Origin of the sequence: Desulfohalovibrio reitneri (assembly GCF_000711295.1) — a bacterium.
GTDB classification, from domain to species: domain Bacteria; phylum Desulfobacterota; class Desulfovibrionia; order Desulfovibrionales; family Desulfovibrionaceae; genus Desulfohalovibrio; species Desulfohalovibrio reitneri.
Window position 1 is genome coordinate 1886309 of record NZ_JOMJ01000003.1, and the last position, 25391, is coordinate 1911699.

A 25391-nucleotide genomic window follows, 5' to 3' on the forward strand; every position below is an offset into this window, starting at 1 on the left:
AGTACCCCGGCGTATGGGCGATTGTGGGGCCAGTTTACACGGTAAAACCCTGCCCGGCTTCTTCTCATTGACATCGATGCGGGACCCCGCAAAGGTCGCTTTGGAGTCGGTATGGCGGATGGCGTGTATCTCATATCCGAGCTGGCGGAGCTTGCCGGGCTGGCGGAGAACACGGCGCGGCGGTACGCTCGTCTGTTCGACGGCCATTTTTCCGGCAGGCAGTCCGGCCGCGTGACCAGATATCCCGCGGAGGACGCCGAGCTTCTGGCTTGCATCGCGTCCTGGTACAAGGAGGGGTTGTCCACGCCCGAGGTGGAGGAGAAGCTGCGGTCGCGCGGCGGGACAGGTCGTCCGGTCGGCGATGTGGACAGGCGCCTGGACGAGGTGCTGGCCGAGCTGGCCGCCCAGGCGGGGGAAATGGAGGATCTGCGGGCGGAACTGCGCCGGGAGCGGGCCCTCCGCGAGCGGGAAACGACCTCCCTGCGCGGGGAGATCGAGCGGCTCCGGTCAAGCAAGCAGGAACTGCGGCGCCGTTTGGGCACGCTGGCCAACGCCGTGGGGCCGTCCGACGCCTTCCTCTGCCTGCCCCTGGTTTTTCAGTCCGAAGAGGAGGAGTTTCTCGGGGTTTCTGTGCGGGGCAAGAAGCATTTCACCCTTACCGACTTCGTGGACCTGGTGCACCGCAACGGCCGCTCCGACCGCACCCTGGCTCTGGGCTGGGAAGGCGGGCGCGCGGGCTGGACCCTGCACATCACCGAGTACCCCGGCCGTCCCATCCTGGAGAAGCACCACCACGTGCGTGTCAGCCGCCGCCAGACACCCAAGGGCAACACCGTGGCCCTCATCGAGGAATTGAAGGTGAACGGCAGGCTGATGCCGGTGATCTTCCTGTACGAACTGTTCAAGCAGATTAGTCGCGAAGGCTGGTGAGGGGGCGTCCCCCCAACTCCACCCCTACATCTCGTGCGCGGCCACCAACTGACCGCAGGCGGCGTTGATGTCCTGTCCCTTGGATTTGCGCAGAATGGTGGTCAGGTGTTTGGAGCGCAGCACCTGTTCAAAGGCCAGCACGCGTTCGGACGGCGGGGCGTCGTACGGCGAGTCCGGGCCGGGGTTGCAGGCGATGAGGTTGACCTTGCACTTGGTGGTGGAGAGCAGCCGCACCAATTGCCGGGCGTGCTCGTCCGAGTCGTTGACCCCGCGCAGCAGGGTGTATTCGAGGGTCACGCGTTCGCGCTGGGGCAGGGGATAGGCTCGGATGTCCTCCATGAGCCTGTCCAGGGGCAGCGCCTTGGCCGCCTTGGGCATGATCCGCTCCCGCAGCTCCTGGGTGGGCGCGTGCAGGGATACCGCCAGCCGGGCCAGGTTGGTCTCGCCCAGTTGTCGGATTCGGTCCGGCACTCCGGCCGTGGAGACCGTCACCCGCCGCCTGCCGAAGCCCAGCCCGTTGTCGCGGGCCATGGAGCGCAACCCGTCCAGCAGGGTCTCGAAATTCAGCAGCGGCTCGCCCATGCCCATGAAAACCAGGTTCTTCAGCGGCATGGCCAAGCCGTTGCGCTCAATGTGGTCCTGGGCGACAAGCACCTGACCCAGCATCTCCCCGTGGGCGAGGTTGCGCACGAACCCCATCCTGCCGGTGGAGCAGAACACGCATCCCATGGCGCAGCCCACCTGTGAGGACATGCAGAGGGTGTAGTGGTCCCGTTCCGGGATCAACACCATTTCCACGGCCTGCCCGTCCGCCAGCCGCAAAAGGAATTTTGTGGTCCCGTCGCTGGAAACAGGCACGTTCTCGGGCACAGGCCAGGCGATCTCGAACATGGATTCCAGCCCGGCCCGCAAGCCCTTGGAGACGTTGGTCATCTCCCCGAACGACCGCGCCCGCTTGCGCCACAGCCACTGCCACACCTGCTCCGCCCGGAACGCGGGCTCGCCCATCTCCGTGAACCGTTCCCGCAAGGCCTCGAACGGCAAATCCAGTATGTTCTCCATCCGCCAAGTCATAGCCTTCCCTGGCAAGGCGTCAAGCCCGGGAAGGATTTCGCCTTCGGCGACCAGGGCCCGCTCGGCCCTGGACCCGAGGCAAACACGCTTTGCATGTGTGTTCGCGGGTTGGCGCGCAGTGGAATCGCGCGAAGGGAGCACTCCGGCGTACCCGCGATTGCTGGGCAATCTCTCCCGGCAAAAACCTGCCCTGCCATCCCGCTTCAGATGCGTTGGACGCGAAATTGAGATGTTATCCCGCGGCTGCCACCCGCCAGTACCACGCCCCCGAGCGGAGCGAGCGGCAAAGGGTTTTTCCTTCCTCTCCCACTGCCCTGAATCGCCATCCCCGCCAACCACCTTCCATTCCCGTCGATTCCCGAATACCATGTTGGCCCCCAAGGCGTTAGGAAGTGTTTAACCCAAACACCAACTTTCCTCATCCATGAATCCGCGCTACTTCGGTTCGCTTCAGGAGGTGTATCATGCGCAAGGTGAACTTGGACGAGGCGTTTGGCCGAATCGAGGAACAATGGTCGCCGCGTGTGGCGGCGGAATTGAACGGGCAGATGGTGAAGCTGGCCAGGATTCAGGGCGAATTTCCCTGGCACGCGCACGACGGCGAGGAGGAGATGTTCCTGGTGTATAGCGGGAGCATGGTCCTGGAGTCGAGCGAGGGGAACGTGGCGTTGGGGCCGGGAGAGCTGGCCGTGGTGCCGCGCGGAGTGGAGCACCGGCCCGTGGCGGAGGAGGAGTGTTTGATCGTATTGTTCGAGCCCGCGGGAACGAGCAACACGGGCGGCGAGACCAACGAATACACCACCGAGGCAAAGCCCTTGTAGCGGGATGTATTCCCGCCCGCCGTTCAGTCCGGCGGGGGCGGGGGGTATTATATCAGGGCGGCTCAGGATCGTTTGAGGCGCAGGGCACCGGATTCCAGCGACGGGGCGAAGCCCAGGTCCAGGGCGGCCCGGGCGAGGGATTCGGGGAGGCCTTCAGGTTTTTCCGCCAAGCCCCGGATGCGGATGTCGCCGGAAGGTTCCAGGTCCACCTGGAGATTGGCCTCCGTGCCGCATCGTCTGACCGAGGCCATGAACACCTGGTGGAGCAGGAGGTGCAGGGCGAAGGGGTCGCAGGTGATTTCCGGCCCGTCCGCCAGTTCGCCATTGTCCAGGTCCACCCTCTCCAGGGAGGCCTTGCGGCGGTTGAGCTCCACGGCCAGGGCGATGTGGGTGCGCAGGTCCACGGCGGCGTGTTCCTCGTCCACGGTGTGGGCGAAGGCATTCAGCCGTCCGGCCAGACCGGCGGCCCGCTTGGACTGGGTGGCGATGCGCTGGCAGAGGGAACGCAGTTTTTCCGGGTCCACGTCGTTGCCTTCCTCGGCGGCCATTTCCATGATGTCGGCCATGAGGCCGGAGGTTTCCGAGACCGTGGCCAGGGCGTTGCGCATCTCGTGGGAGAGGGACGCCGCCATGGTTCCGAAGAAGAGCAGTCCCTGACGTTGATCAGCCATCGTCGTCGCCTCCCAGGGCCTGTTTGGCCTTTTGCATGAGGGTGGCCAGCTGCACTGGCTTGACCAGGTAGAAGTCGCCCTCGCTGGAGCCCACGCGGTAGTCCTCTTGGGAGCCGTGTCCGGTGATGAAGATGAAGCGCATGCCCGGCCGGCGCGACTCCAGCTCGCGCTTGAGCTCGATGCCGCTCATGCGGGGCATTTTCACGTCCAGCACGGCCAGGTCGTATTCCTTGTTTTCCACGGCCTCCATGGCGTCCTTGGCCGAGGTCACGTAGTCCGCGTCCACGCCCCGCAGCTGGAGGCGTTCCCGCAGGGTGGAGACAAGCTCCACTTCGTCGTCAACCAGCAGTATTTTCATCCCTATCCCTTTCCGGCGGCAGGCGGACATAGAAGGTCGTGCCTTCGCCTTTTTCGCTTTTGACGCTGATTTCGCCCCGCAGCTTGCGAACCAGGCCGTAGGTGATGGACAGGCCTAGTCCGGTTCCGCCCGAGTCGCGCTTGGTGGAGAAGAAGGGTTCGAAGATCTTCTCCAGGTCGTCCTCGTCCATGCCGATGCCGGTGTCGGATATGTCGACCTCGACCCAGCCGTTTTCCATGGGGCTGACGGTAATGTCCAGCCTGCCGCCGTCGTTCATTGCCTGGAAGGCGTTGTTGATGATGTTGAGGAATATCTGCTGCAGCTTGCCCCGGTCGGAGACGATGGGCCGCACGCCGTCGACGGGCCGCAAGTTGATGTCGATATTCCTGTATTCCGCCTCCTTGCGCAGAAAACTGAGCACTTCCTGCACCACCTCTTCCACGCGTACCGGCTCGGTCTTGAGCTCGAAGTGGCGGGCGAAGCTGAGGAGCTGGCGGGTGATCTGCCCGCAGCGCGAGACCGAGGAGATGATGGCCCCCACAAGCCCCTTGAGCCGGTCCTCCCTGCCGGGGCTGCGGTCGAACTCCAGCAGGTCCTCCATGAGACCGGCCTTTTCGTTGATCACGGCCAGGGGGTTGTTGATTTCGTGGGCCACGCCAGCGGCCAGGCGCCCCACCGAGGCCAGCCGGGAGGTGTTCTCCATCTGCTGCATGGTGGCCAGCCGGGTTTGCTCCGAGTGGTAGACCTTGCCCACCATGAAGGTGGACATCCAGACAATGACCACCAGGATGCCGCCGCAGCTCGCGGCGAAGAACCACATCAGGTCGCGGCGCATGTCGGACCAGCCCTTCATGACTTCGGCCTTGCGCTTGACCAGCATGAGGATGAACGGGGAATTTTCGATGTAGGCGTAGCCCACGATGAGGGGCTCGCCCTCGTGCCCGCGCATCTGCATGGAGCGGGTCTCAGCTGAGTAGGGGGGCACGGGCAGGTTGGTGGGCTGCAGGATGTCCCCGTAGCGGGAACTGGGCGTCTGCAGTACCCCCCGGCGGTTGATGAGGAAGGCCTCGCTGGCCGGGCCGCTGAGCTTGAGGGAGGAGAGGATGGAGACGAAGCGCTGGATGTCCAGGGTGGCCCGCAAAAGGAAGTGGCGCCCCTCGGTGTTGCGGCCCCGGATGGAGATGGAAATATGTGGGGCGTTGCGGAAGCCCAGGAAGACGTCGGAAACGCTCTCTCCCTGCTTCATGGCCTGGATGAACCATTCCTGGTCGGAATAGTCGCGTCCCTCCAGGTCGAAGGGGCCGGCGTAGGCCAGCTGCTCGCCGTCCTCGGCGATGAGGCCGATGTCCTGAAACCCGCCGAAGCCGTACTTGAGGTCGCCCAGCAGTTCGCGCAAGCGTTCGGAACTGGCCAGGGCCGGGTAGGGGGTTTCCTGCAGGGCGAAACGCAGGGCGGCCAGCCGTTCCTCCAGGAAGAAGCTGACCGTGCGGCGGGTGTTGGATGTGACCCGCAGGGTGCGCAGAAGGTTTTCCGAGTGAATGGCCTTGGAAGTGATCTGGTAGTCGGCCACGGCCATGACCGCCAGGGGCACCAGGGAGACTCCGGCCAGCAGGATGATGGAGAGCAGCCAGATGCGGCGGTAGTTGAACAGGCTCTGGAAGTGGGACTTGCGTTCCGCGTCCCAGAAGTCCGGCTTGAGCCGATTGATCATTTCCCTCCCCCGTTTTCCCCGTTCCCGGCCGCCCGCCGCAGGGCGGCGTCCAGTTCCGGCAGTTCCGCCGGCTTGCCCAGGTAGTCCGCCGCGCCCAAATCCATGCACTCGCGGCGTTCCTTTTCGGAACCGTGCCCGGTGAGGACCACCACGCGCGCGCGCATTCCCGGGTCCATGCGCCTGAGCACCTCGGTGCCTTCCATGCCCGGCATGCGCAGGTCGAGAAGCACGGCCTGGAATGGCGGGTCGGAGTCCGCGTCCGCCAGGGCTCGCAGGGCGGACTCCCCGTCGTGGACCACCAAGGGCTTGAAGCCGCGTAGCTCCAGGCGTTCGGCCAAGGTGGTCACGAACTCTATTTCATCGTCAACCAGGAGGACTCTACACTGTTTCATTTTGCTTTCAAACCTCCCGCCGTTGGCGGCTTGACATCGCATTTTAGAACATATAGCCACAGATTGTTCCACTTAGCAACTTGTTTCCATTTGAAGAGAGGTGGGAGATGTTTCATTTTGAAAAAGCGCGTCGGGCTCTTCTTCCGTCACTGGGGTTGCTGCTGGCCAGTCCGGTCGGCGCCCTGGCAACGGAGGGAGCGGCCCAGGTCGCGGGCGGCGGCAAGCCGTGGTGGTTCTGGCCCGTTGTTCTGTTCTTCTTCTGCTTCGTGCTCGGCATCATCGCGGTGCTGGCCGGAGTCGGCGGCGGCGTGCTCTACGTCCCGCTCGTCAGCGGATTCTTCCCGTTCCACATCGACTTCGTGCGCGGCGCGGGCCTGATGGTGGCCCTGGCCGGAGCGCTGGCGGCCGGACCGGGCCTTCTGCGACGAAACCTGGCGAGCCTGCGGCTCGCGCTACCGGTGGCGCTCGTGGCCTCGGCCTGTTCCATCGCGGGCGCCATACTCGGTCTGTACCTCTCCAGCCTGGACCCGGCAATCGTGCAGGTCTGCCTGGGTGCGACCATCGTGGGCATCGCCGCCCTGCTGCTGTTTTCCAAAAACTCGGCCCAGCCGGTGGTGACGAAGCAGGACGCCGTGGGCTTGGCCCTGGGCATGAGCGGCACCTACTTCGACCCCTCCCTGGGCAAGGAGGTGGAGTGGAAGACGCACCGCACCCTGCTGGGCATCATTCTCTTCATCTTCATCGGCTTGCTGGCGGGCATGTTCGGCCTGGGCGCGGGCTGGGCCAACGTGCCGGTATTCAACCTGCTCATGGGCGCGCCGCTGAAGGTTTCGGTGGCCACAAGCAAGTTCCTGCTGTCCATCACCGACACTTCCGCGGCCTGGATATATCTCAACCGCGGCTGCGTCATTCCGCTGATGGCCGTGCCCTCCATCGTGGGCCTCATGCTCGGCTCGTTCGTGGGCGTGCGGCTGCTGTCCAAGGCCAAGCCCAAGCTGATCCGCTACATGGTCATCTGCGTGCTCTTCTTCGCCGGGCTCAAGGCGTTGGACAAGGGCCTGAACATCGGATTACTCGGTTAACCAAGGGAGGATACGATGAGCGACCACAAAGCTTCCCGCCCCATGCCGGAGCAGATCACCTACGCCAACATCCTCTTTTTGGGTGCGTGGACGGGTATCGCCCTGCTCGTGGTGACGTATTTCATCTACCTGACCGGCATTCTGGAGCCGCACTCCACCATCCGCGCGGTCATCGACAGCTGGACGCACGGCGTCCACCACTACCAGCAGGCCACCGACGCCCCCAGCGGCTGGGGCTGGGCCGCCCTGCTCAACACCGGTGATTACCTGAACTTCATTGGCCTGGCCCTGATGGCCTTGCTGACCATCGTGTGCTACCTTGTGCTCCTCCCGGGATTCATCCGGCAGCGCGACTGGACCTACACCATCATCTGCGTGCTCGAGGTGCTGGTGCTGTGTCTGGCCGCCTCGGGTCTCCTGGGCTCGGGTGGCCACTAACCCCGGAGGGACGGACATGACCAAGAAAGTCAGGATTCTGCTGGTTGACGACGAGAAGGAGTTCCTGGACTCCATTTCCGAACGGGTCAAGCTCAAGGGATTCGAGCCCATCCTCGCCACCAGCGGCGAGGAGGCCCTGGAACTGGCCAGGGAGCACCGCATCGAACTGGCGGTGGTTGACCTGAAAATGCCGGGCATGGACGGTCTGGTGACCATCCAGAAGCTCAAGGAAATCAACCCGAAGCTGCACACCACCCTGCTGACCGCCTACGGCGACGAGAAGGTCCAGCAGGCCACCGAGGGGCTCGACTCCGAGTACTTCGAGAAAGACGACATGGACAGTTTCTGGTCCTTCCTCAAGCGCATCCCCAAGACGCTGGAGGACTCCATGGCCGCCGCGGGCATAGCCACTGGCGGCGACCTGGACGACGCGGCGCACTACTCCGAGGATTACGAGGACGAGGACAAGTAACAGCCCCTCCCGCGTGTATCCCGACTCTCAAAGGCCCCCCGGCTCGCGCCGGGGGGCCTTTTTTCATGCGGAGCCGCCTGGCGGATGGCGCAGCGCGGGATGTGGCGGAACAGGCCAGGCGAAAAAAAAAGACCCCGGATCAAACGGGGTCTTTTCGCTGGTGGAGGCGGTGCGGGGGCGTCACTCGCCGAGGATGTAAAAGCGGTCCTCGTCCGGGGTGTTCAGGGAGGGGTCCCGGCGGTCCTCGGAATTTTCCCCAGACTGCTCCCCGCGTGTCTCGGCGCGGAGGATGGTGAAGCGGGGCGAATCGCTCTTGCGGACGAACAGGCTGCGCTCTCGTTCGGACATACCGCCTCCGCCTAGTAGTGGGTGAAGGTTGGAGCGCCCACGCCGACGTAGGCGTTGGTCATGCCCTCCAGGCCCCGCAGCCGGCCCTTGGCCTGCTCCATGACCGATTCCTCGCCCGCCAGGGGCGCGTCCACCTTGATGAACAGTTCGCCGTCGTCGGCCGTGGCCTCCACGCCCCGGAAAACGTGCAGCAGGCGCGCCTCGGCGCGGGCCGCCAGGGCCAGGTCGCGCAGCATCTTGCGCATGATGGGGCCGTGGCCGTTGGTGGAGACCCGGGTGGCGTCCACGATGATCTTGGAGGCCTTGTCCACGTCGATGTGGTGCAGGTTGAGGTAGATGTCGTAAAGGTCCGGGTCGTGGGGGTCCAGCCCGTACACGTCGCGGGTCCAGCGTTCGCGCTCGCGGTCGCGGCGCTGCAGGATGCGCTGGGCCTGTCCACGGTTGACGCCCTCGCGCTGCATGACCTCGCTGACGCGGTTGTCCATGTCCGCCTTGAGCCGGACCTTGAGCACGTTGGGCAGCTCGGCCATGAACAGGTGCCCAGCCAGCCCGTGGTAGACGATGTTGTCCCGCTGCATGAGATCGTAGAAGGCCGCCCGGAAGAGGGCCATGCGCTGCTCATGCTTGGTGGTGAAACGGTCCAGGCCGCGGGGGGCCCGGTGCATGGTGCGCTCGACTTCCTCGCAATTGAGGGAGAGGGTCTCGGCGGCCTCGGCCACCGTTTCCGGGCCCACCACAGTGTACCCAAGCTCCTCGGCCACCCTGGCGGCCACATGGCCGCCGCCGCTCATCGCGTCCCTGGAAATGGTGATGATCGCCATGATCTTGCCTCCTTTGATCTGTTTCAAAGGATAACAAGAGCCGTGCCAAACGATAACTAGCTGAAATTACTCAATCGTCAAGGGGGAGGCACAGGCGACTTTGTTTCAGGATAAAACGCTTAGTGCAGAAAGTGAAGCTATTTCGGAAGGATAGGGTGTTGTGCAAAGTGAAACATGAGTTGCATTTAGCTACACTTCGCCCATGCGCTTCAGTTTGCGCCACAGGGACGTGCGGCTGATGCCCAATATTTTCGCCGCATCCATCTTATTGCCGTCGGTATGGGACATCACCCGGCGGATGTGCTCGTCCTCGAGTTCCGCCAGCGTGGGCAGGGAGTCGCCCTCCTCCGGTGCCGGGGCCTCCTTCTCCGGTCCGGACCGTCCTTCTCGTACGCGGCGGGGCAGGTGCTCTGGCAGGATCTCCTCGCCGTCGCAGAGGATGACCGCCCGCTCCATGATGTTCTCCAGCTCCCGCACGTTGCCCGGGAAGGGGTAGCTTTCCAGAAGTTCCCATACGCCGTGCGACACGCCACGCGCCTTCTTGTCGAATTCGCGCAGGTACTTGTCCAGGAAATACCGCCCCAGCAGGGGGATGTCCTCCTGCCGCTCGCGCAGGGGGGGAATGCGCAGGATAAAGGCGTTCAGACGGTAGTACAGGTCCTCGCGGAACTTGCCCGAGGCCACCTCGTCTCGCAGCGTCTTGTTGGTGGCCGCCAGCACCCTTACATCCACCGGCACCTCGTGGGTGCCACCCACGCGGATGATGCTCTTCTCCTGCAATACCCGCAAAAGCTGGGTCTGCATGGCCTGCGGGGTGTCGCCGATCTCGTCCAGCAGGATTGTGCCGCCCTTGGCCGCCTCGAACATGCCTTCCTTGACCTTGTCCGCGCCGGTGAAGGCTTCCTTCTCGTGCCCGAACAGCTCGTTGGAAAGCAGCTCCTGGGAGAACGACCCGCAGTTGATGGCCAGGAACCTGGCCTCGCTGCGCTTGCTGGCCTGGTGAATGGAGCGGGCCACAAGCTCCTTGCCCGTACCCGTCTCGCCCCGGATGAGCACTGTGCAGTCCAGGGCGGCCACCTTGGCGATCATGCGCCGCAGCTCCTGCATGGGCCCGGTCTCGCCCAGCAGCCTGGGCGCAACCTCGTGCCCCGCGCCGCCAGCGCGCGGCCTGGGGGCCGAGGCCAGCTCCAGACGCTCCGGATTCCAGCCCTCGCCCTCGGACGGGGCGAAAAAGACCATCCCCCGCCCTCGCCGAAGCGCTTCAAAAACCGCCAGAAGTCCTGCATGTCGTCCTTCTCGAAATACTTGGACTCCAATGCGTCGCTCGCCTGGCGGGCCTTCTCGTCGCCCCGGCCGGTCAGAAGAACCGTGCGGATGCCAGGATCGATCTCCCGCAGCTTGGTGATGACCACCAGACCGTCCATGTCCGGCATCTGGTAATCCACAATGGCCAGGGAAACAGGATGGCTCCGGGCCAGCTCAAGGGCGGTGGCGCCGTCCGGCGCGGGCAAGGGCTCCATGCCCCGCAACCGGATGCGCTCGGCCAACGTCTCCCGAAACTCGGGTTCGTCGTCCACCACAAGAACCTGGAACCGGCCCTCTCTCGAAGTATCTGCTGCACGTTCCGCCATGGGTGTTCAAAATCTAAACACAAAGGTTCTTTTTGGCAACGTGGGTTTCGCCTTGTCACATAATGAAAAAATGAGAAGCATGCGACGGTGGAGAAAAGGGAATGGCAGGAATGGAAGACGGTTGGCGGGAGCGGGGGCTCAGGGCATTGGGTGCGGAAGGGAATCACTTTTCCAAAAGTGGTTCCCTTCCGCCCCTAAGCATCCTCCATCCTTCCACAAAAATTCTTATCACTCGTTTCGCTTGGGGGCGTGGTGCTAATGGCTGGGAGCCGGGAGACCACAGCCCAATTCCGCGCCCCGCGCATCTGAAGCCAGACGGCCGAGGCCGGGTTTTACCGGGTATTTGGGTTCCACAATCGCCGGTTCGCCGGAGTACTCCCGCGCATTTCCCCTGACGCGCCTCATCGCGCGAACACACATGCAAGGTAAGTTTGCCGCAGGGTCCAGGGGGCGCGCAGCCCCCTGGTCGCCGGAGGCGAAACGCTTAGTAGAAATAGCAGCCCATTCCCGCGTCCAACGCATGGGTAGCCAAACGACCAGGGCAAGGTTTTACCGCCTGAGATAGCCCCGCAATGGCAGGTACGCCGGAGCGCTCCCTTTCCCGCAAATCGTCTCCCTCAATCCCGCGTTACACATGCAAAGTTACTTTGCCTCGGGTCCAGGGCCGAGCAGGCCCTGGTCGCCCGAAGGGCGAAATCTTCTCTCCGCATCGTCATCGCCAGGCTGATTTGGTATCTTCCCGCCTCACGCCGGTTGCTCCGGGTGCTTTGACACGGCCTCTTGACGCGCGCCGTGGGCGCGTTAAGTGCAGGAATTATCTTCGCCGCGAGGCGAATTCCTCATTTTTTTCTCTTCCCATTCCATGGAGACATCCACGCATGGCGCATGAGTATATTCACATCGAGGGGGCCAAGCAGCACAACCTCAAGGACCTGACCCTGGACATTCCCAGGGAGAAGCTGGTGGTGGTCTGCGGTCCCAGCGGGTCGGGCAAGTCCACCCTGGCTTTCGACATCATCTACGCCGAGGGGCAGCGGCGGTATGTGGAGTCGTTGTCCGCGTACGCGCGCCAGTTTTTGCCGCAGCTGGACAAGCCCGCTGTGGAGAAGATCGAGGGCTTGTCCCCGGCCATTTCCCTGGAGCAGCAGGCGGGCAGCCGCAACCCGCGTTCCACGGTGGGTACGGTGACGGAGGTGCACGACTTTTTGCGGGTGTTCTTCGCCCGGCTGGGAAAGTTTCATTGCCCGCAGTGCTCAAGGCCCATCCGGTCGCAGACCGTGGACGAGATCGTGGAGACCATCACGGGCATGGCGGAGGGGACGAAGTTCCTGCTGCTGGCCCCGCTGGCGGAGAACAAGAAGGGCACCTTCAAGGACCTGTTCGCCAAGCTGCGCAAGGAGGGGTTCGTGCGCGTGCGGGTGGACGGGGAGGTGAAGCTGCTGGACGAGGTGGGCGAGCTTGAGAAGAACCGCAAGCACACCATCGAGCTTGTGGTGGACCGGCTGGTGGTCAAGGAGGGCATGCGGTCGCGGCTGGCGGGGTCGGTGGAGCTGGCCCTGCGCTGGGGCGACCAGCGGCTGGTGGTGGCCGAGTTGGGCGGCGGGGAGCGGCTGCTGTCCACCCTGTCGGTGTGCCCGGAGTGCAACATTTCCCTGCCCAATCTCAGCCCGCAGCTGTTTTCCTTCAACAGCCCGCAGGGGGCGTGCCCGGTGTGCTCGGGCATCGGCTCGGTGGAGTATTTCGAGCCCGCCCTCATCGCGCCCAACCGGGGGCTGTCCATCCGGGGCGGCGGGGTGTTGCCGTGGAAGAACCGCAAGGTGCTGGCGCGGTTCGAGCCGCGGTTGAAAGAGCTTGGCAAGAAGTACGGCTTCACCCTGGACACCCCGCTGGGGGAGCTGTCAGAGGCAGCCTGGGACGCCCTGTTCTTCGGCGATGAGGACGTGGACTGGGAGGGCGTGACCGACGCGTTGGAGGCGGGCATGGCCTTCGGCCACGTGTGGCGGGACGAGCTGTCGCGCTACCGCCAGGCGCGGCCCTGCCCGGCCTGCCACGGGGCGCGGCTGAAGCCGGAGTCCCTGGCCGTGCGGGTGGAGGGGGTGAACATCCACGAGTTCGCCACCATGCCCATCGTGCGGGCGCTGGGGTGGCTGGAGGGGCTGTCCTTCCCCCAGGAGGAGGAGATCATCGCCGAGCCGCTGCTCAAGGAGTTGACCCACCGGCTGGGCTTTCTGGTGAACGTGGGGCTGGACTACATCTCCCTGTCGCGGGAGATGTCCACACTGTCCGGCGGCGAGGCGCAGCGCATACGGCTGGCGGGGCAGCTTGGCTCCGGGCTGGTGGGCGTGACCTACGTGCTGGACGAGCCTTCCATCGGCCTGCACCCGCGCGACAACGAGCGGCTGCTGCGCACCCTGCGCAGTTTGCAGGGCCGGGGCAACACCGTGCTGGTGGTGGAGCACGACGAGGACACCATCCGCGCGGCGGACCACGTGGTGGAGCTTGGCCCCGGCTCGGGCATGCTGGGCGGCGAGGTGGTCTACCAGGGCGGCGTGGACGGCTTGCTGAACGGCGCGGACTCCCTGACCGGCAAGTACCTGCGCGGAGAGCTGGCGGTGGAGCCGCCCGAGACGCGGCGCGAGCCAACGGGACACCTGGGCCTGCGGCGGGTGACCACTAACAACCTGCAAAACGTGGACATGGACCTGCCCCTGGGCTGCCTGACAGTGGTCACCGGGCCATCCGGCTCGGGCAAGTCGTCGCTGGTGGTGGACTCCATGTACAAGCACATCGCCCTGAAGATGGGCGTGAAGGTGGACAACCCCGGGCAGATCGGCGGCTTCGAGAACCTGGAGCGGGTGGAGAAGGTCATCTCCATCGACCAGACCCCCATCGGCCGCACGCCGCGCTCCAACCCGGCCACCTACACCAAGGTCTTCGACGAGATCCGCAAGATATTCGCCTCCACCAAGGAGGCCAAGGCCAAGGGATTCCTGCCGGGCCGCTTCTCCTTCAACGTGTCCGGCGGCCGCTGCGAGCACTGCAAGGGCGACGGCCAGATACGGGTGGAGATGCATTTCCTGCCGGACGTGTACGTGCGCTGCCCGGTGTGCAAGGGCCGCCGCTACAACGCCGACACCTTGGAAGTGACCTACAAGGGCAAGAACATCGCCGACGTGCTGGACATGACCGTGCGCCAGGCCAAGGCCTTCTTCGAGAACTACCCGGCCCTTCTGCGGCGGCTGGAGGTGCTGGAGGAGGTGGGGCTGGAGTACATCCACCTGGGCCAGCCCGCCACCACGCTGTCCGGCGGCGAGGCGCAGCGCATCAAGATATCGCGGGAGCTGGGCAAGCGCAGCCTGCCCGGCGCGCTGTACGTGCTGGACGAGCCCACCACCGGGCTGCACATGCACGAGGTGGGCAAGCTCATCCACGTGCTGGGCAAGCTGGTGGACAAGGGGGCAACGGTGGTGGTCATCGAGCACAACCTGGACGTGGTGCGGGCCGCGGACCACGTGGTGGACCTGGGCCCGGGCGGCGGCGAGTCCGGCGGCCGCATCGTCTCCCAAGGCACCCCGGAGGAAATCGCCGGGGACGGGGACTCTGTCACCGGGGCGTTTCTGCGTCCTCCTGTCGCGAGCGGCGCCTGACGCCGGTGACTTCGAATTTGCGCAGGCAGCTGGGCTTGATGCGTTCGGACAGGGCGGCGGCCACCAGGATGGAGATGATGACCAGCTCGAAGACGTTCTCCAGGGCGGTGTAGAGCTTGATTTCCTCGGCCAGGGGGACGATGCCGTAGCCCGTGGTGGTAACGGTGTAGCTGGAGTAGAACAGGGCGTCGGCCAGGGTCACGGACTGGGTGTAGTTGATGCCCGAGGTGTCGAAGCGGTCGTTGAAGCGGAAGAAGTGGTCCAGCGGCTTGGAGACCACCCGCAGCACCCCCGCCCGGTAGCCGGTCACCCCCTCCCCGGAGCGCTTCCGGCCGGTGAGGCTGGCGTTGGCCGAAAGGAACCCTGCCTCGGCCCCGCGCAGCAGGCCGTCGCTTGTGGGACCGCTGCTGCCCACATCCATGATGTTGGCGTCGTATCCCGCCTCCTTGAGTTCGGAACAGATCACCCTCGCCCGCTTTTCGGCAAGCTGGGCGTTGTTTCCAATGCCCTTGTTCCGCAGGCTCGGCCGCACCGAGCGGTCATTGGACAGGCCCAGGATGTCGAAGCCGAAGCTCTTCTGTCCGGCCAGCCCGGCCACCACCTCGCCCAGGTCCTCGTGGAAGGCCTCCCAACCGCCTTCCTCCACGGGCCACACCCTCGCGGGGCGGCCCTCTCCCCCTGGCCGCAGGATGGCCGAGGGCAGGATTGGCTCGTCCTCGCTCTCGAAGGCGAAATAGTAGCGACGCACCACCTCGCCCAGCAGCACACCCTTCTTTGCCAGACGCGAGGCGGAGACGTCGAAGCCGCTGTTGTCCGCCAGATCGGCCATGGTGTAGGCGGCCTCCACTTCTGAAGCCGGGTCGCGCTCGATGCCCGCCTGCCGCACCTGGTACATGCCGTAGTCGTAGCGGTAGAGCTGGTGCCGCCTGGCGCCGGGGTGGCTGTAGTAGGAGAAGGCCAGCCGCACTCCCTCCCGACTCTGTTCGCCGGGCCGCACGGTGCTCCAGGAACAACCGCAGGCCTCGTCCAGTCCGGACGGCCTCTCCCCGGCCAGCCAGCCGCGCTTCCCGGCGTAGCCCAGCATGCCCGCCGCGGCCTCCCCGGACCCGTCCGCTGTTTTGGCCATTTCCCAAACGTAGAAATCCCTGGCCCGTTCCTTGTCCACGTTGTGAAAAATGAGGCCGAAGGTGAAGCCCACGTTGGCCAGCACCAGGATGGAGCCGATGATCTTGATGAAGGTTCCTCCGGGCGGGCAGTTGAGGCGGTTGGTGTTGGCCATGAAGACGGTGGAGGCCAGGAACAGCCCCAGGATGACCACCCGGGTGACGGTGCCCGGGGTGAGCAGGGGGTGGCAGAAGGGCAGGGTCCAGTGCTCGCCCAGGTAGCTGAGGAGAAAGGGCAGGGGAAAGACGAAGGTGGCCATGGGCGCGTAGAGGATGGCCTGGACGTTGCGGTACTCCTGCCTTCTGTCCCGCATGTTGTCCGCTTCATCGGTGTCGCCGGAGAGCTCGCTGTCGATAATCCGCTTTTCGCCTTTCTCCCAGCGGATCCGGTAGAAGTACACCACCAGCAGTCCGGCCGAGAGCACGGCGATGAAGGACAGCAGCAGCGTGGCCAGCACGTCCAGGTCGCCGTCGATGAGGGTCGGCTCCAGCAGGAAGCGCAGCCTCGAGGTCTCTCCACTCAGAAACCGCGCCCAGGCCCAGATGGAGGCGAGCCCAGCCAGGGCCATGACCACCAGGCCTCGGAAAAAGGTGATGTAGCGTTCGAACTTCTTGGATGGGATTTTGTCTTTTTCATCCTGGTACACCTCCCGCAGGGGAGACTCCCTGCTTTTGCGGAGAAAGCGGGAGATGGCCAGGTTGTAGTAGTTGAGGATGATGGTGAAGAAGAGGCCCAGGGAAAGCAGGAAGGCTTGGTAGGTCCACCAGGCTCCCCGCGGCTGGTCCAGGGCGAAAAGGACGGGGATGGACAGCAGCGATGCACCGGACATGACGGACAGGGACCACAGTAGCGAACCGCGGGGGGATTCCTCTCCCCGGTGGGGGTGCAGAATGCCGAGGCCGCCGTCCACGATGCGCCTGACGCCGGACAGAAGCCAGTGGGGCAGGCGGCCGAAGAGTATGCCGACGAGTTCGCCGATCCGGCCTTCCCTGAAACAGGGCGGCTTTTTCTTGGCAAGCCCGACCGACAGGAAGAAGAGAAAGGCCGCCACGAGTCCCACGGAGAATACCCAATGCGGCGGCAGGATTCTGGAGAGCGGCTCGCTAGCCCGCGCCATGACGACGATGATGCCGCTCGCGAGGTAAAGAAAGAGTATCGCCTTGCAGAGTCCCATGGACCCGCCATCCCCCTGTTTCGTGTAAACCGGTTTGGGCAAACGCAAAAGCGGGTCTTTGGTTAGACAAACCTTATAAGCAAGTCAATGATGCGATTGGAAGCCGTCGGGAAACTCCGGGCGATCCCCTCCGGCCCTTGCCCCTGACCGCTCCCATGGGATAGGAATCAAAATAGAGAAAGGAGGAATCTCCGTGCCCGAAACAACAGCCTCATCGTTGCAGGACTTCCAACAGCTTGTGCAGGAGTACGCCGAAGTGGCCGTGGACTGGCTGCTCACCCAGGGACCGCGCATCCTGCTGGTCATCATCCTGCTGGTCGTGGCCCTGGCCGTCACCCGTTCCGTCATCCGCCGCCTGTTCGACCGCATGTCGCGCGACCGCGACCCGGAGTTCGTCAAGCGGGCAACCACCCTGCGCGAGATATCCTCGTTCGCCGCCACCCTTACCGTGCTGCTGGTGGGAATCTTCGTGGTGCTGGGGCTTCTGGGCATCGAGATCGGCCCCATCCTGGCCGCGGCAGGTGTCCTCGGCCTGGCTATCTCCTTCGGCGCGCAGGCCTTGGTTTCGGACGTCATTTCCGGCTTTTTCCTGCTCATCGAGGACCAGGTGCGCGTGGGCGACGTGGTGCAGATAGGCGACAAGGGCGGCGTGGTGGAGAAGATCACCCTCCGCCTGATCATCCTGCGCGACCTCTCCGGCAACGTGCACTTCATCCGCAACGGCCAGGTGGGCGTGGTGACGAACATGACCAAGGACTATTCCCGCTACGTCTTCGACATCGGCGTGGCCTACCGCGAGGACGTGGACGAGGTCATGGAGGTCATCAAGGAGGTGGACGAGGACATGCGGACAAACTCGCAGTACGCCTCGGACATCCTCGAGCCCATCGAGTTGCTGGGCGTGGACCGTTTCGCGGACTCTGCGGTCATCGTGAGGGCCCGCACCAAGACCAAGCCCATCATGCAGTGGGCCGTGGCCCGCGAATTCAACCGCCGCCTGAAGAAGGCCTTCGACGAAAAGGGCATCGAGATCCCCTTCCCCCACGTCACCCTCTACCCCGGGCGGGAGAAGGACGGTTCCGCGCCTCCGCTGCACCTGCGCACGGAAGGCGGGGCAGACGCGGAAGGCGGAAAAGCGGGGGAGTGACCTTCCCCCTTCCACCCGTCAAATAGAAAAAGCGGGAGCTGGGCCTCGGCCCAGCTCCCGCTTTTTCTATCGATTGCCCGAAAGGGGCTACTTCTTGTTCTTCATTGCTTCCTGGAGTTTCTCGCCGAGCAGGCCCATGCCCTGCTGCTGCTTGGGCTGGCCGCCCGCCTTGGCGTGCTTTTTCCAGTCCTTGGGCTCGTCCTGGCGGGACTTGCCGCCCAGGGTAAGGGTCATTTTGCGCTCGTCGGGCTTGACCGCCTCTATGGCCGCGGTGAGTTCGTCGCCCGGGGTCAGCTTGGCCACTTCGTCCTTCTTCTCCGGGGCGATGAGGGAGTTGGGCAGCAGGGCGGTGATGCCCGGCTCCAGCTCCACAAAGACGCCGAAGGTTTCCTTCTTCTCCACCGTGCCGGTGACCTCCGCGCCCTTGGGGTAGCGGTCGGCGACACCGGCCCAGGGGTCGCCCTCGGCGTCCTTCATGGACAGGGAGAGGCGGCGGCGCTCGGTGTCCACGTCTTTGACCGCCACGGTCACGGTGTCGCCCTGCGAGACCACCTCGTCCGGCTTGAGCACGCGCTTGTGGGAGAGCTCCGAGACGTGGACCAGCCCCTCCAGTCCGGGGGCGACCTCCACGAAGGCGCCGAAATCCGCCAGCCGGGTGACTTTGCCCGAGAGCCGGTCGCCGGGCTGGATGTGCTGGTGGATGGTGTCCCAAGGGTCTTGCTGGGCCTGCTTCATGGACAGGGAAATCTTCAGGCGGCCCTTGTCGCCGGGTTTGACGTCGAGGATCTTGACCTCGACCTTGTCGCCCTCCTTGACCACCTCGCGGGGGTCCTCCACGCGGGACCAGCCCATCTCCGAGATGTGCACCAGCCCCTCCACGCCTGGGGCGACCTCAACGAAGGCGCCGAAGTCGGCGATGCGCTTGACCTCGCCGGAGACCACCTCGCCGGGCTTGGTTTCCTCGACGAACGTCTCCTGGGCGGCGGCCTTTTCACGCTCCAGCAGGGGGCGGCGGGTGAGGACGACGTTGCGGCCGCCCTTTTCCACGCGGTCCACCAAAAACTCCAGCGTCTGGCCGACGTAGGTTTCCGGGTCCTCCACGTAGCGGTCGTCGATCTGGCTCACGGGCACGAAGGCGGAGCGGCCCATGGCCTTGACCTCGAAGCCGCCCTTGCGGGTGCCCACGACCTTGCCCTCCACGGGCAGGCCGCTCTCCTTGGCTTCCTCCAGCAGGCGCACGCCGCCCTGCCCGGAGAGGGCCTTGGACAGCTTGATAACGCCGCCCGAGGCGTCCACCACGTAGAGCTCCACCTCGTCGCCCACGTCCACCGAGGGCTCGCCGGACTCGTCCAGCAGCTCCTCGCGGTCCACCACGGCGTCCACCTTGGCGCCCACGTCCACAAAGATGGAGCTCTGGTCCACCGCGATGACGGTTCCCTTGACCCGGTCGCCCACGTTGATGTCGTCGGCGGCCCCGGCTTCCTCGAATGCCTCCTGCATGGAGGCGAAATCTTGATTGTTCTCGTCGGCCATTCGTCGCTCCTTGCGGCCTCGTTTCGGGCAAGCCTTAGCGGAAGAAGCCGCGCCGCACAAGGGTTTTTGCCTTTTGCCGGGGCCTTCGGGGCCAAGTCTCACGCAAACCTGCCCGAGGCCAGGGTTTTCACCGGGATGATGGACGGTGGCTCAGACCGTATCGAAGCCGGCCCCGCGCAGGGCGTCTCGGGCGGTCTCCAGCCTGGCCGCCGGAACCAGCAGCCAGTCGGTGTCGAAGGTGGAGAGGCAGAAAATGGACACCCCGGCCCGGGCCAGGGGCTCGGCCAGGGAGGCGAGGACGCCGGTCAGGGAAAAGTCCAGCGGCCCCTCCACCATTAAGGCGGCGAAGCCGTCCTCCACGCGCGCTCCGGCCGGGGCGTACTCTTCCGGGCAGACCAGGGACAGTTCGTCCTTCGTGCGCGTCGCGGACCACAGGGAGGCCCCCGCGGGTTTCTCGGGCACGGCCGCGTCCGTGTCCAAGCGGCAGACAGCGTAGCGGCCGGGTATGTGGCGAATGCGCATGGTTCCTCCGGGAGGGGGCGTCATCTTCCCTACGCCGCGTGGAGCGCGGCGTATCGGGTCCCCTACCGCGATTTCGCCAGGAAGGCGACCCGTGAAATTCATGACACGGCAATTTCACTTTCCATCTTTTCCGCAACCGTGCTACCAGTACAATACCACCTTATTCCATTGGAGCGAGCCATGCTGCTGTACTACTGCAACGACCCCGCCTGCCCCGGCCACATCAAGAACTGGGAGCGCTGCGGCGACCTGAAGGCCTTCGGTCGCACCCAGGACTGCGGACGCTGCGCTTCCCCTCGCTCCGTCTGCACCTTCTGCGACCGCATGAGCCCCTCCGGCCCGTACGCCAGCTTGCGCCCCGGCCGGTCCTAGCCGGGCAAACATACTCGTTTGCGCGCCGCCGCCCGCGCCGGGGTACCCCGGCGCGGGCGGCGGCGCGCTCTTTTTCGGCGGTGGAAAAGCCCCTAGAAAACGCGGACCCCGCCCAGGACATGCGCGGTGACGCGGCCCTTGAGGGGGGTGTCGCGGAAGGGCGTGTTCTTGCCCTTGGAGACCAGGCTGTCCGGCGAGGGTGTCCACCCCGCCGAGGGGTCGAAGAGGATGCAGTCGGCCGCATCGCCCGGCTCGAGCCGCACCGGCTCCAGGCCGAACAGTTCGGCCGGGCGGTGGCGCCAGAGGTCGGCGAAGCGCTCGCGGTCGATGAGGCCGGATTCCACCAGGGGCCAGGTCAGGGACATGGCGGTCTCCAGGCCGGAGATGCCGCAGGGCGCGGCCTCGAACTCGGTTTCCTTCTCGTGGTCGGCGTGGGGGGCGTGGTCCGTGGCCAGGATGTCGATGGTCCCATCGGCCAGGGCGGCCTTGAGCGCGGCCACGTCCTCGTCCGTGCGCAGAGGCGGGTTGACCTTGGCCAGGGTGTTGTACCCCTCGACCGAGGACTCGGTGAGAGTCAGGTAGTGGGGGCAGGTCTCGGCGGTGACAGGCGCGCCGCGCGCCTTGGCCGTGCGGATGCAGTCCACGGAGGCGCGGCAGGAGACGTGGGCCAGGTGGATAGGCAGGCCCAGGAACTCGGCCAGCAGGCAGTCGCGAGCCACCTGCTCCGCCTCGGCCACCCAGGGCTGGGCGCGCAGGCCCAGGCGGGAGGAGACCTCGCCCTCGTTGACCCCGCAGCCGGGGTTCATGGTGGGGTTCTCGCAGTGGTCGATGACCGGGCGGTTGAAGGTGGCGGCGTACTCCACCGCCTTGCGGAAAAAGGCGGCCGAGGCCATGGGCAGGCCGTCGTTGGAGAAGGCGATGCAGCCCGCCTGGGCCATGTCGGCCATGGGCGACAGCTCCTCGCCCTTGAGCCCCCGGGTCAGCGCGCCCACCGGATGCAAAAAGGGTCCGTCTGGATGCGCCCGGCGGGCGGTGTCCAGCATGGCCTCGGTGACATCGGCGTTGTCGTTCACCGGGGAGGTGTTGGCCATGGCCATGACCCGGCCGAAACCGCCACGGGCGGCGGCTTTCAGGCCGGAGGCGATGTCCTCCTTGTACTCGAAGCCGGGCTCGCGCAGGTGGACGTGGGCGTCCACCAGGCTGGGCAGAAGCACCGCGCCGTGGGCCTCGACGACTTCCGCGTCGCCGAAGGAGCGGGCGGGGTCGTGGTCGGCCAGCTCCAGAACGCGGCCGTCGGCCATGAGCAGGTCTTTCTCCCGGCCGAACCAGTCCGCCCGGCGGATGACCAGATGGGGTGCGCTCACGATGCCTCCGTGCGGGTCAGGTAAAGGAAAAGCAGGGCCATGCGGGTGGCCACCCCGGCGGACACCTGGTCCAGGACCAGGGAGGAGAGGGAGTCGGCCAGGGCGGAGTCGATCTCCACGCCACGGTTCATGGGGCCGGGGTGCAGCACCCGGCAGTCATCGGCGGCGCGCTCCAGGTGGCGCGGGGCCAGGCCGTAGGTGCGGGCGTACTCGCGCAGGTCGGGCAGCATGCCGGACTGCATGCGCTCCAGCTGCAGCCGCAGGCACATGACGCCGTCCGCGTCGCGGCAGGCCTTGTCCAGGTCGGTGTACACCTCCACCGGCCAGGAGGAGGTGTCGTGCGGCAGCAGGGTGCGCGGGCCGCAGAGGCGGACATTCGCCCCCAGCCGGGTGAGCAGGTTGACGTTGGAGCGGGCCACCCGGGAGTGGGCGATGTCGCCCAAAATGAGGATTGTCTTGCCCTGGAGCGTCCCCCACTCCTGGAAGAGGGTGAAGCCGTCCAGCAGGGCCTGGGTGGGGTGGGCGTGCCAGCCGTCGCCCGCATTGATGACCGAGCACTCCAGCCGCTCGGCCAGGAATTGCGCCGCGCCGCTGGCCCAGTGGCGGATGACGATGGCGTCAGGGCTCATGGCCTGCAGGGTCAGGGCGGTGTCCTTGAGGCTCTCCCCCTTGGTCAGGGAGGAGGAGGACTGGGCCAGGGAGAAGGTGTCGGCGGAGAGCCGCTTGCCCGCCATGTCGAAAGAGGTCTTGGTGCGGGTGGAGGGCTCGGCGAAGAAGAGGACGACGCTGCGGCCGCGCAGCGTGGGAACCTTCTTCACGGGACGCTGGTTGATCTCCTGCAAGGAGAGGGCGGTTTCGAAGACGCGGTGGATCTCCTCAAGGGAGAGCTGGTCCACGTCGAGGAGGTCCTTGTGGGGCCAGGTGGGGGTGTCTTCCCGTGTCATGCGGCGGACCTTGGGCTTGGCGTGAACGAAATCCGGGGGATGGTATTCCGTCGGGGCTTATCGGACAAGGAAAAAATCTCCCTCCACGGGGCGGATGTCCTCGCGACCCAGCCCCAGGGCCTTCCAGCGGGGCAGCATCTCCCCGCGCCAGCCAAGCGCGTCCGAGAGGTGGCGGGCGGGCACCTCCAGGGAGCGGGGTCGGATGCCTTCATGGGCCAGCAGGCGGCGGACATGCAGCCACAGCGCGCGGGAGGCGGCCCGCTGGCCCATGGCCTCGTGGCGCGGTCCGGCCAGTACGCGTCCGGCGAAGCCAGGCTCCGGGGCCACGCCCACGCGGATGACCCGCGTCCCGGCATCCCAGGCGGCCAGCACCGCCTTGCCCAGCAGTTCCAGGGTGGGGGCCAGGGGCCAGGGACGATACGCCCCGGCTCGCCAGGAGCGGGCCAGGGGGGTGGACTCCAGCACCAGGGCGGGGTGCAGCCGCAGCCAGTCCGGCCGCAGGGCCATGGCGCGGGAAACGTCCTCCAGAAAGACGCCCGGGGACTGGTCCGGCAGCCCGGCCATGAGGTGCAGCCCCACCCGCAGTCCGGCGGAGCGGGCCGCCTCCACCGCCCGGTTGACGGACTCGGCGTCGTGACCGCGCCCCACGGCTTGAAGCACCCGGTCGCTGAGGCTCTGCGCGCCAAGCTCCACGCCGGTCAGACCGCCTTCGGCCAGTTCGCGGGCCAGGGCGGGGTCCAGGGCATCGGGTCGGGTGGAGCAGCGCACCCCGCTGACCGTTCCGCGCCGGGCGTGCTCCGCGGCGGTTTCCAGAAAGGCGTTTCGCGAGTGGCGAGGCAGGGCGGTGAAGCTGCCGCCGAACAGCCCCACCTCCACCGGCCGGGAGGAGTCCTGGGTGGCCAGCCCGGCGCGCATGCGTTCCAGGGCGGCGGCGGGGTCGGCCTCCGCGCCTGTCTGGGCGCGCTGGTCGCAGAAGGCGCAGCGGCCGGGGCATCCGGCGTGGGGCAGAAAGACCGGAATGATGCGCGGCCGTCCCTCTCCGGGCGACGGATGGGAGAAGGCCTCCCCTCCGGATAGCCCCGAGTGTCTTGAATTGCTGGGAATCGCCATCTACCTAGAAACCCGTAATTTACTGGCGGGTACTTGCCATGCCGTATTTACAGGGATAGACAAGTATGCTAAGAGTAGAAGTATATTGGACCCTTAAACGAAGTGGTGAGCATGCGCGATCCCGAGTGTGTATTTTGCAAGATCGTGGCCGGGGAAATCCCCAGCGCCAGCGTCCTGGACCGGGACAACGTCTACGCCTTCCTGGACCTCAATCCGGTGCGGCAGGGACACGCCCTGGTCATCCCCAAGTCCCACTATCCCACGCTGCTGGACCTGGACCCCGGCTTGGCCGCCGACCTGCTGCGGGCGCAGCAGGATGTGGCCCGTGCCGTCATGCTGGCCACCGGCGCGGACGGCGTCAACCTGGGGCTCAACCTGGGGGAGGCCGCGGGCCAGGTCGTCTTTCACGCCCATTATCATATTATACCACGCTTCCATGAGGACGGGCTGCGTTTGTGGCCCCAGACACCCTATCCCTCCCAGGACGAGATGAACCGCCTGGCCGGGGAGATTCGCGCCAGGCTCGGCTGACCGGCACAAGGAGAGGACCATGAGCAACACGTTGACCAAGGCTGACATCGTGGACACCATCCACGAACGGATGGACATGAACCGCGCTGAGATCAAGGATCACGTCGAGGCGCTGTTGGACATCATGAAGCAGGCCATCAAGAGCGACCACAGCCTGCTCATTTCCGGCTTCGGCAAGTTCGAGGCCTATGACAAGGACGCCCGCAAGGGGCGCAATCCCCAGACAAACGAGACCATCACCCTGCCTCCGCGCAAGGTGGTCGTGTTCCGCCTGTCTCGCAAGTTCCGCGGGGAGATCAACGACCAGCGAGAATGAAGGCCCGGGGGTGCTCCCCGGTCAGTCCCCGCCGCCCCTTGAGCGCGGCCGAGAGGCTGTTGAACACCCCGGCCTGGACCCGCCAGAAGGTCCGGCCCTCCACCTCGGCGCGCTGAACCCGCGTGCCCCTGTAGCCGTCGCCCCGCAAGGCGGAGGCCAGACGCAGCGCGTTCTCCTTGACGGTGAACGCTCCCACCTGCACGTAGAATTCCCCGCGCAGATCATTCCTCGTGGCCCCGGCCACGCTGCCCACGGTGCTCAGCCGCACCCGGGCCAGGCCGGTCTTGTCCATGCCCAGCTTCCTGGCCGCGGCGTAGGAGAGGTCGATGATGCGCTTGCGGGTGTCCACGAAAGGCCCCCGGTCGTTGACCCGCACCAGCACCTCGCGGCCGTTGTCCTTGTTGAGCACCCGCAGCCGGGTGCCCATGGGCAGCACGCGGTGGGCCGCTGTGAAGGCGTACATGTCGTAGGTCTCGCCGTTGGCCGTGGGGTTGCCGTGGAACTTGCGGCCATACCAGGAGGCCACTCCCTCTTGCACGTAGCCGTCGGCCGTGGGCATGGGGGTGTAGCTGGCCCCGAACACGGTGTAGGGACGCTGGGTGGCCGGGGTCTTGCCCGTTTCCGTTGGGGCGGGGGCCTGCCCGCTGACGCCGGGACGTCCGGCGCGATGGCTGGAGCAGCCCGCCAGCAGGACCAGGGCCAGCAGGCAGATGCAGGCGAGGGATGCGGTGCGGGGCACGGTGGTCGGTCTCCAGGGTGGGGGCGGGCCCCCTGTCTGCGGGCCGGGCGCGAGCGGGCCCGGCCGCCGGATGCGAAAA

26 protein-coding genes are annotated in these 25391 nt (G+C 65.8%); 10 read left to right on the top strand and 16 right to left on the bottom strand.

What is annotated here, in order from left to right:
* The first annotated feature begins 111 nt into the window (after positions 1–111).
* Positions 112–930, top strand: a complete 819-nt coding sequence (locus N911_RS17545) for a helix-turn-helix domain-containing protein (protein WP_029896516.1) — start codon at positions 112–114, stop codon at positions 928–930.
* Positions 931–954: 24 nt separating this feature from the next.
* Here N911_RS17545 and rlmN read toward each other — a convergent pair whose 3' ends face one another.
* Positions 955–1992 carry a dual-specificity RNA methyltransferase RlmN gene (gene rlmN, locus N911_RS0109395; protein WP_029896518.1) on the bottom strand — a complete coding sequence of 346 codons (1038 nt, stop codon included), beginning with the start codon at positions 1990–1992 and terminating at the stop codon, positions 955–957.
* A gap of 476 nt (positions 1993–2468) precedes the next feature.
* On the opposite strand from rlmN, the gene N911_RS0109400 reads away from it, so the two are divergent.
* Positions 2469–2825 (top strand): cupin domain-containing protein, encoded by a 357-nt coding sequence (locus tag N911_RS0109400; protein ID WP_029896520.1) that lies wholly within the window; start codon positions 2469–2471, stop codon positions 2823–2825.
* A 62-nt stretch (positions 2826–2887) separates the two neighbouring features.
* On the opposite strand, the gene N911_RS17550 is transcribed toward N911_RS0109400, so the two are convergent.
* The 4 genes from N911_RS17550 to N911_RS0109420 are packed head-to-tail and all read right to left on the bottom strand — an operon-like array spanning position 2888 to position 5957.
* Entirely contained in the window at positions 2888–3496 is a 609-nt protein-coding gene (locus N911_RS17550) for a sensor histidine kinase (protein ID WP_051694140.1), read from the bottom strand.
* The gene (locus tag N911_RS0109410; RefSeq protein ID WP_029896524.1) at positions 3489–3854 is read right to left on the bottom strand and encodes a response regulator; all 366 of its coding nucleotides are present in this window, start codon (positions 3852–3854) and stop codon (positions 3489–3491) included. The genes N911_RS17550 and N911_RS0109410 overlap by 8 nt, the downstream gene beginning before the upstream one ends.
* Positions 3835–5565, bottom strand: coding sequence for a sensor histidine kinase (locus tag N911_RS0109415; RefSeq protein ID WP_029896526.1), 1731 nt, complete (start codon positions 5563–5565; stop codon positions 3835–3837). Before N911_RS0109415 ends, N911_RS0109410 begins: the two co-directional genes overlap by 20 nt.
* Positions 5562–5957 carry a response regulator gene (locus N911_RS0109420; protein WP_029896528.1) on the bottom strand — a complete coding sequence of 132 codons (396 nt, stop codon included), beginning with the start codon at positions 5955–5957 and terminating at the stop codon, positions 5562–5564. Before N911_RS0109420 ends, N911_RS0109415 begins: the two co-directional genes overlap by 4 nt.
* Before the next feature lie 107 nt (positions 5958–6064).
* Between N911_RS0109420 and N911_RS0109425 the strand changes: the two genes are divergently transcribed.
* From N911_RS0109425 to N911_RS0109435, 3 genes are read left to right on the top strand one after another with little or no spacing between them, the layout of a single operon-like run.
* The gene (locus N911_RS0109425; protein ID WP_029896531.1) at positions 6065–7039 is read left to right on the top strand and encodes a sulfite exporter TauE/SafE family protein; all 975 of its coding nucleotides are present in this window, start codon (positions 6065–6067) and stop codon (positions 7037–7039) included.
* A gap of 15 nt (positions 7040–7054) precedes the next feature.
* Entirely contained in the window at positions 7055–7477 is a 423-nt protein-coding gene (locus tag N911_RS0109430) for a DUF1634 domain-containing protein (RefSeq protein WP_029896533.1), read from the top strand.
* Positions 7478–7493: 16 nt separating this feature from the next.
* Positions 7494–7949, top strand: coding sequence for a response regulator (locus N911_RS0109435; protein ID WP_029896536.1), 456 nt, complete (start codon positions 7494–7496; stop codon positions 7947–7949).
* Positions 7950–8129: 180 nt separating this feature from the next.
* On the opposite strand, the gene N911_RS18455 is transcribed toward N911_RS0109435, so the two are convergent.
* From N911_RS18455 to N911_RS18825, 4 genes are all read right to left on the bottom strand, one after another.
* Positions 8130–8297 carry a hypothetical protein gene (locus tag N911_RS18455; RefSeq protein WP_161781613.1) on the bottom strand — a complete coding sequence of 56 codons (168 nt, stop codon included), beginning with the start codon at positions 8295–8297 and terminating at the stop codon, positions 8130–8132.
* An 11-nt stretch (positions 8298–8308) separates the two neighbouring features.
* Positions 8309–9118, bottom strand: coding sequence for a cytidylate kinase-like family protein (locus tag N911_RS0109445; protein WP_029896538.1), 810 nt, complete (start codon positions 9116–9118; stop codon positions 8309–8311).
* A 189-nt stretch (positions 9119–9307) separates the two neighbouring features.
* Positions 9308–10309: a sigma-54 interaction domain-containing protein gene (locus N911_RS0109450; RefSeq protein ID WP_425266029.1), complete on the bottom strand. Its 1002-nt coding sequence runs from the start codon at positions 10307–10309 to the stop codon at positions 9308–9310.
* The gene (locus N911_RS18825) at positions 10204–10749 is read right to left on the bottom strand and encodes a response regulator (protein WP_051694142.1); all 546 of its coding nucleotides are present in this window, start codon (positions 10747–10749) and stop codon (positions 10204–10206) included. The genes N911_RS0109450 and N911_RS18825 overlap by 106 nt, the downstream gene beginning before the upstream one ends.
* A gap of 878 nt (positions 10750–11627) precedes the next feature.
* Between N911_RS18825 and uvrA the strand changes: the two genes are divergently transcribed.
* The gene (gene uvrA, locus N911_RS0109460; protein ID WP_029896544.1) at positions 11628–14396 is read left to right on the top strand and encodes an excinuclease ABC subunit UvrA; all 2769 of its coding nucleotides are present in this window, start codon (positions 11628–11630) and stop codon (positions 14394–14396) included.
* On the opposite strand, the gene N911_RS0109465 is transcribed toward uvrA, so the two are convergent.
* Entirely contained in the window at positions 14353–16734 is a 2382-nt protein-coding gene (locus N911_RS0109465) for an ion channel (protein WP_029896546.1), read from the bottom strand. The two genes, uvrA and N911_RS0109465, sit on opposite strands and share 44 nt — an antisense overlap.
* A 193-nt stretch (positions 16735–16927) precedes the next feature.
* Between N911_RS0109465 and N911_RS0109470 the strand changes: the two genes are divergently transcribed.
* Entirely contained in the window at positions 16928–17881 is a 954-nt protein-coding gene (locus N911_RS0109470) for a mechanosensitive ion channel family protein (protein WP_081859141.1), read from the top strand.
* 87 nt (positions 17882–17968) lie between these two features.
* Here N911_RS0109470 and N911_RS0109475 read toward each other — a convergent pair whose 3' ends face one another.
* On the bottom strand, positions 17969–19414 hold the full coding sequence (locus tag N911_RS0109475) for a 30S ribosomal protein S1 (RefSeq protein WP_029896548.1): 1446 nt from the start codon (positions 19412–19414) through the stop codon (positions 17969–17971).
* A gap of 150 nt (positions 19415–19564) precedes the next feature.
* Positions 19565–19936: an ACT domain-containing protein gene (locus tag N911_RS0109480; RefSeq protein WP_029896549.1), complete on the bottom strand. Its 372-nt coding sequence runs from the start codon at positions 19934–19936 to the stop codon at positions 19565–19567.
* A 180-nt stretch (positions 19937–20116) separates the two neighbouring features.
* On the opposite strand from N911_RS0109480, the gene N911_RS0109485 reads away from it, so the two are divergent.
* Positions 20117–20308, top strand: a complete 192-nt coding sequence (locus N911_RS0109485; protein ID WP_029896552.1) for a hypothetical protein — start codon at positions 20117–20119, stop codon at positions 20306–20308.
* A gap of 92 nt (positions 20309–20400) precedes the next feature.
* On the opposite strand, the gene N911_RS0109490 is transcribed toward N911_RS0109485, so the two are convergent.
* Genes N911_RS0109490 through N911_RS0109500 form a run of 3 tightly spaced genes read right to left on the bottom strand, consistent with a single transcriptional unit; the run spans position 20401 to position 23726 of the window.
* Positions 20401–21672, bottom strand: a complete 1272-nt coding sequence (locus tag N911_RS0109490; protein WP_029896554.1) for a dihydroorotase — start codon at positions 21670–21672, stop codon at positions 20401–20403.
* Positions 21669–22616 (bottom strand): aspartate carbamoyltransferase catalytic subunit, encoded by a 948-nt coding sequence (locus N911_RS0109495; RefSeq protein WP_029896556.1) that lies wholly within the window; start codon positions 22614–22616, stop codon positions 21669–21671. The genes N911_RS0109490 and N911_RS0109495 overlap by 4 nt, the downstream gene beginning before the upstream one ends.
* A 57-nt stretch (positions 22617–22673) precedes the next feature.
* On the bottom strand, positions 22674–23726 hold the full coding sequence (locus tag N911_RS0109500) for an elongator complex protein 3 (RefSeq protein ID WP_051694145.1): 1053 nt from the start codon (positions 23724–23726) through the stop codon (positions 22674–22676).
* A 111-nt stretch (positions 23727–23837) separates the two neighbouring features.
* Between N911_RS0109500 and N911_RS0109505 the strand changes: the two genes are divergently transcribed.
* Both N911_RS0109505 and N911_RS0109510 read left to right on the top strand, forming a co-directional pair.
* Entirely contained in the window at positions 23838–24257 is a 420-nt protein-coding gene (locus N911_RS0109505; RefSeq protein ID WP_029896559.1) for an HIT family protein, read from the top strand.
* Positions 24258–24276: 19 nt separating this feature from the next.
* Complete coding sequence (locus tag N911_RS0109510; protein ID WP_029896561.1) at positions 24277–24573, top strand: integration host factor subunit alpha; 297 nt, start codon at positions 24277–24279, stop codon at positions 24571–24573.
* Here the strand turns inward: N911_RS0109510 and N911_RS18830 are convergent.
* Positions 24554–25312, bottom strand: a complete 759-nt coding sequence (locus tag N911_RS18830; RefSeq protein ID WP_029896563.1) for a septal ring lytic transglycosylase RlpA family protein — start codon at positions 25310–25312, stop codon at positions 24554–24556. The genes N911_RS0109510 and N911_RS18830 overlap by 20 nt on opposite strands.
* Between the last annotated feature and the right edge of the window lie 79 nt (positions 25313–25391).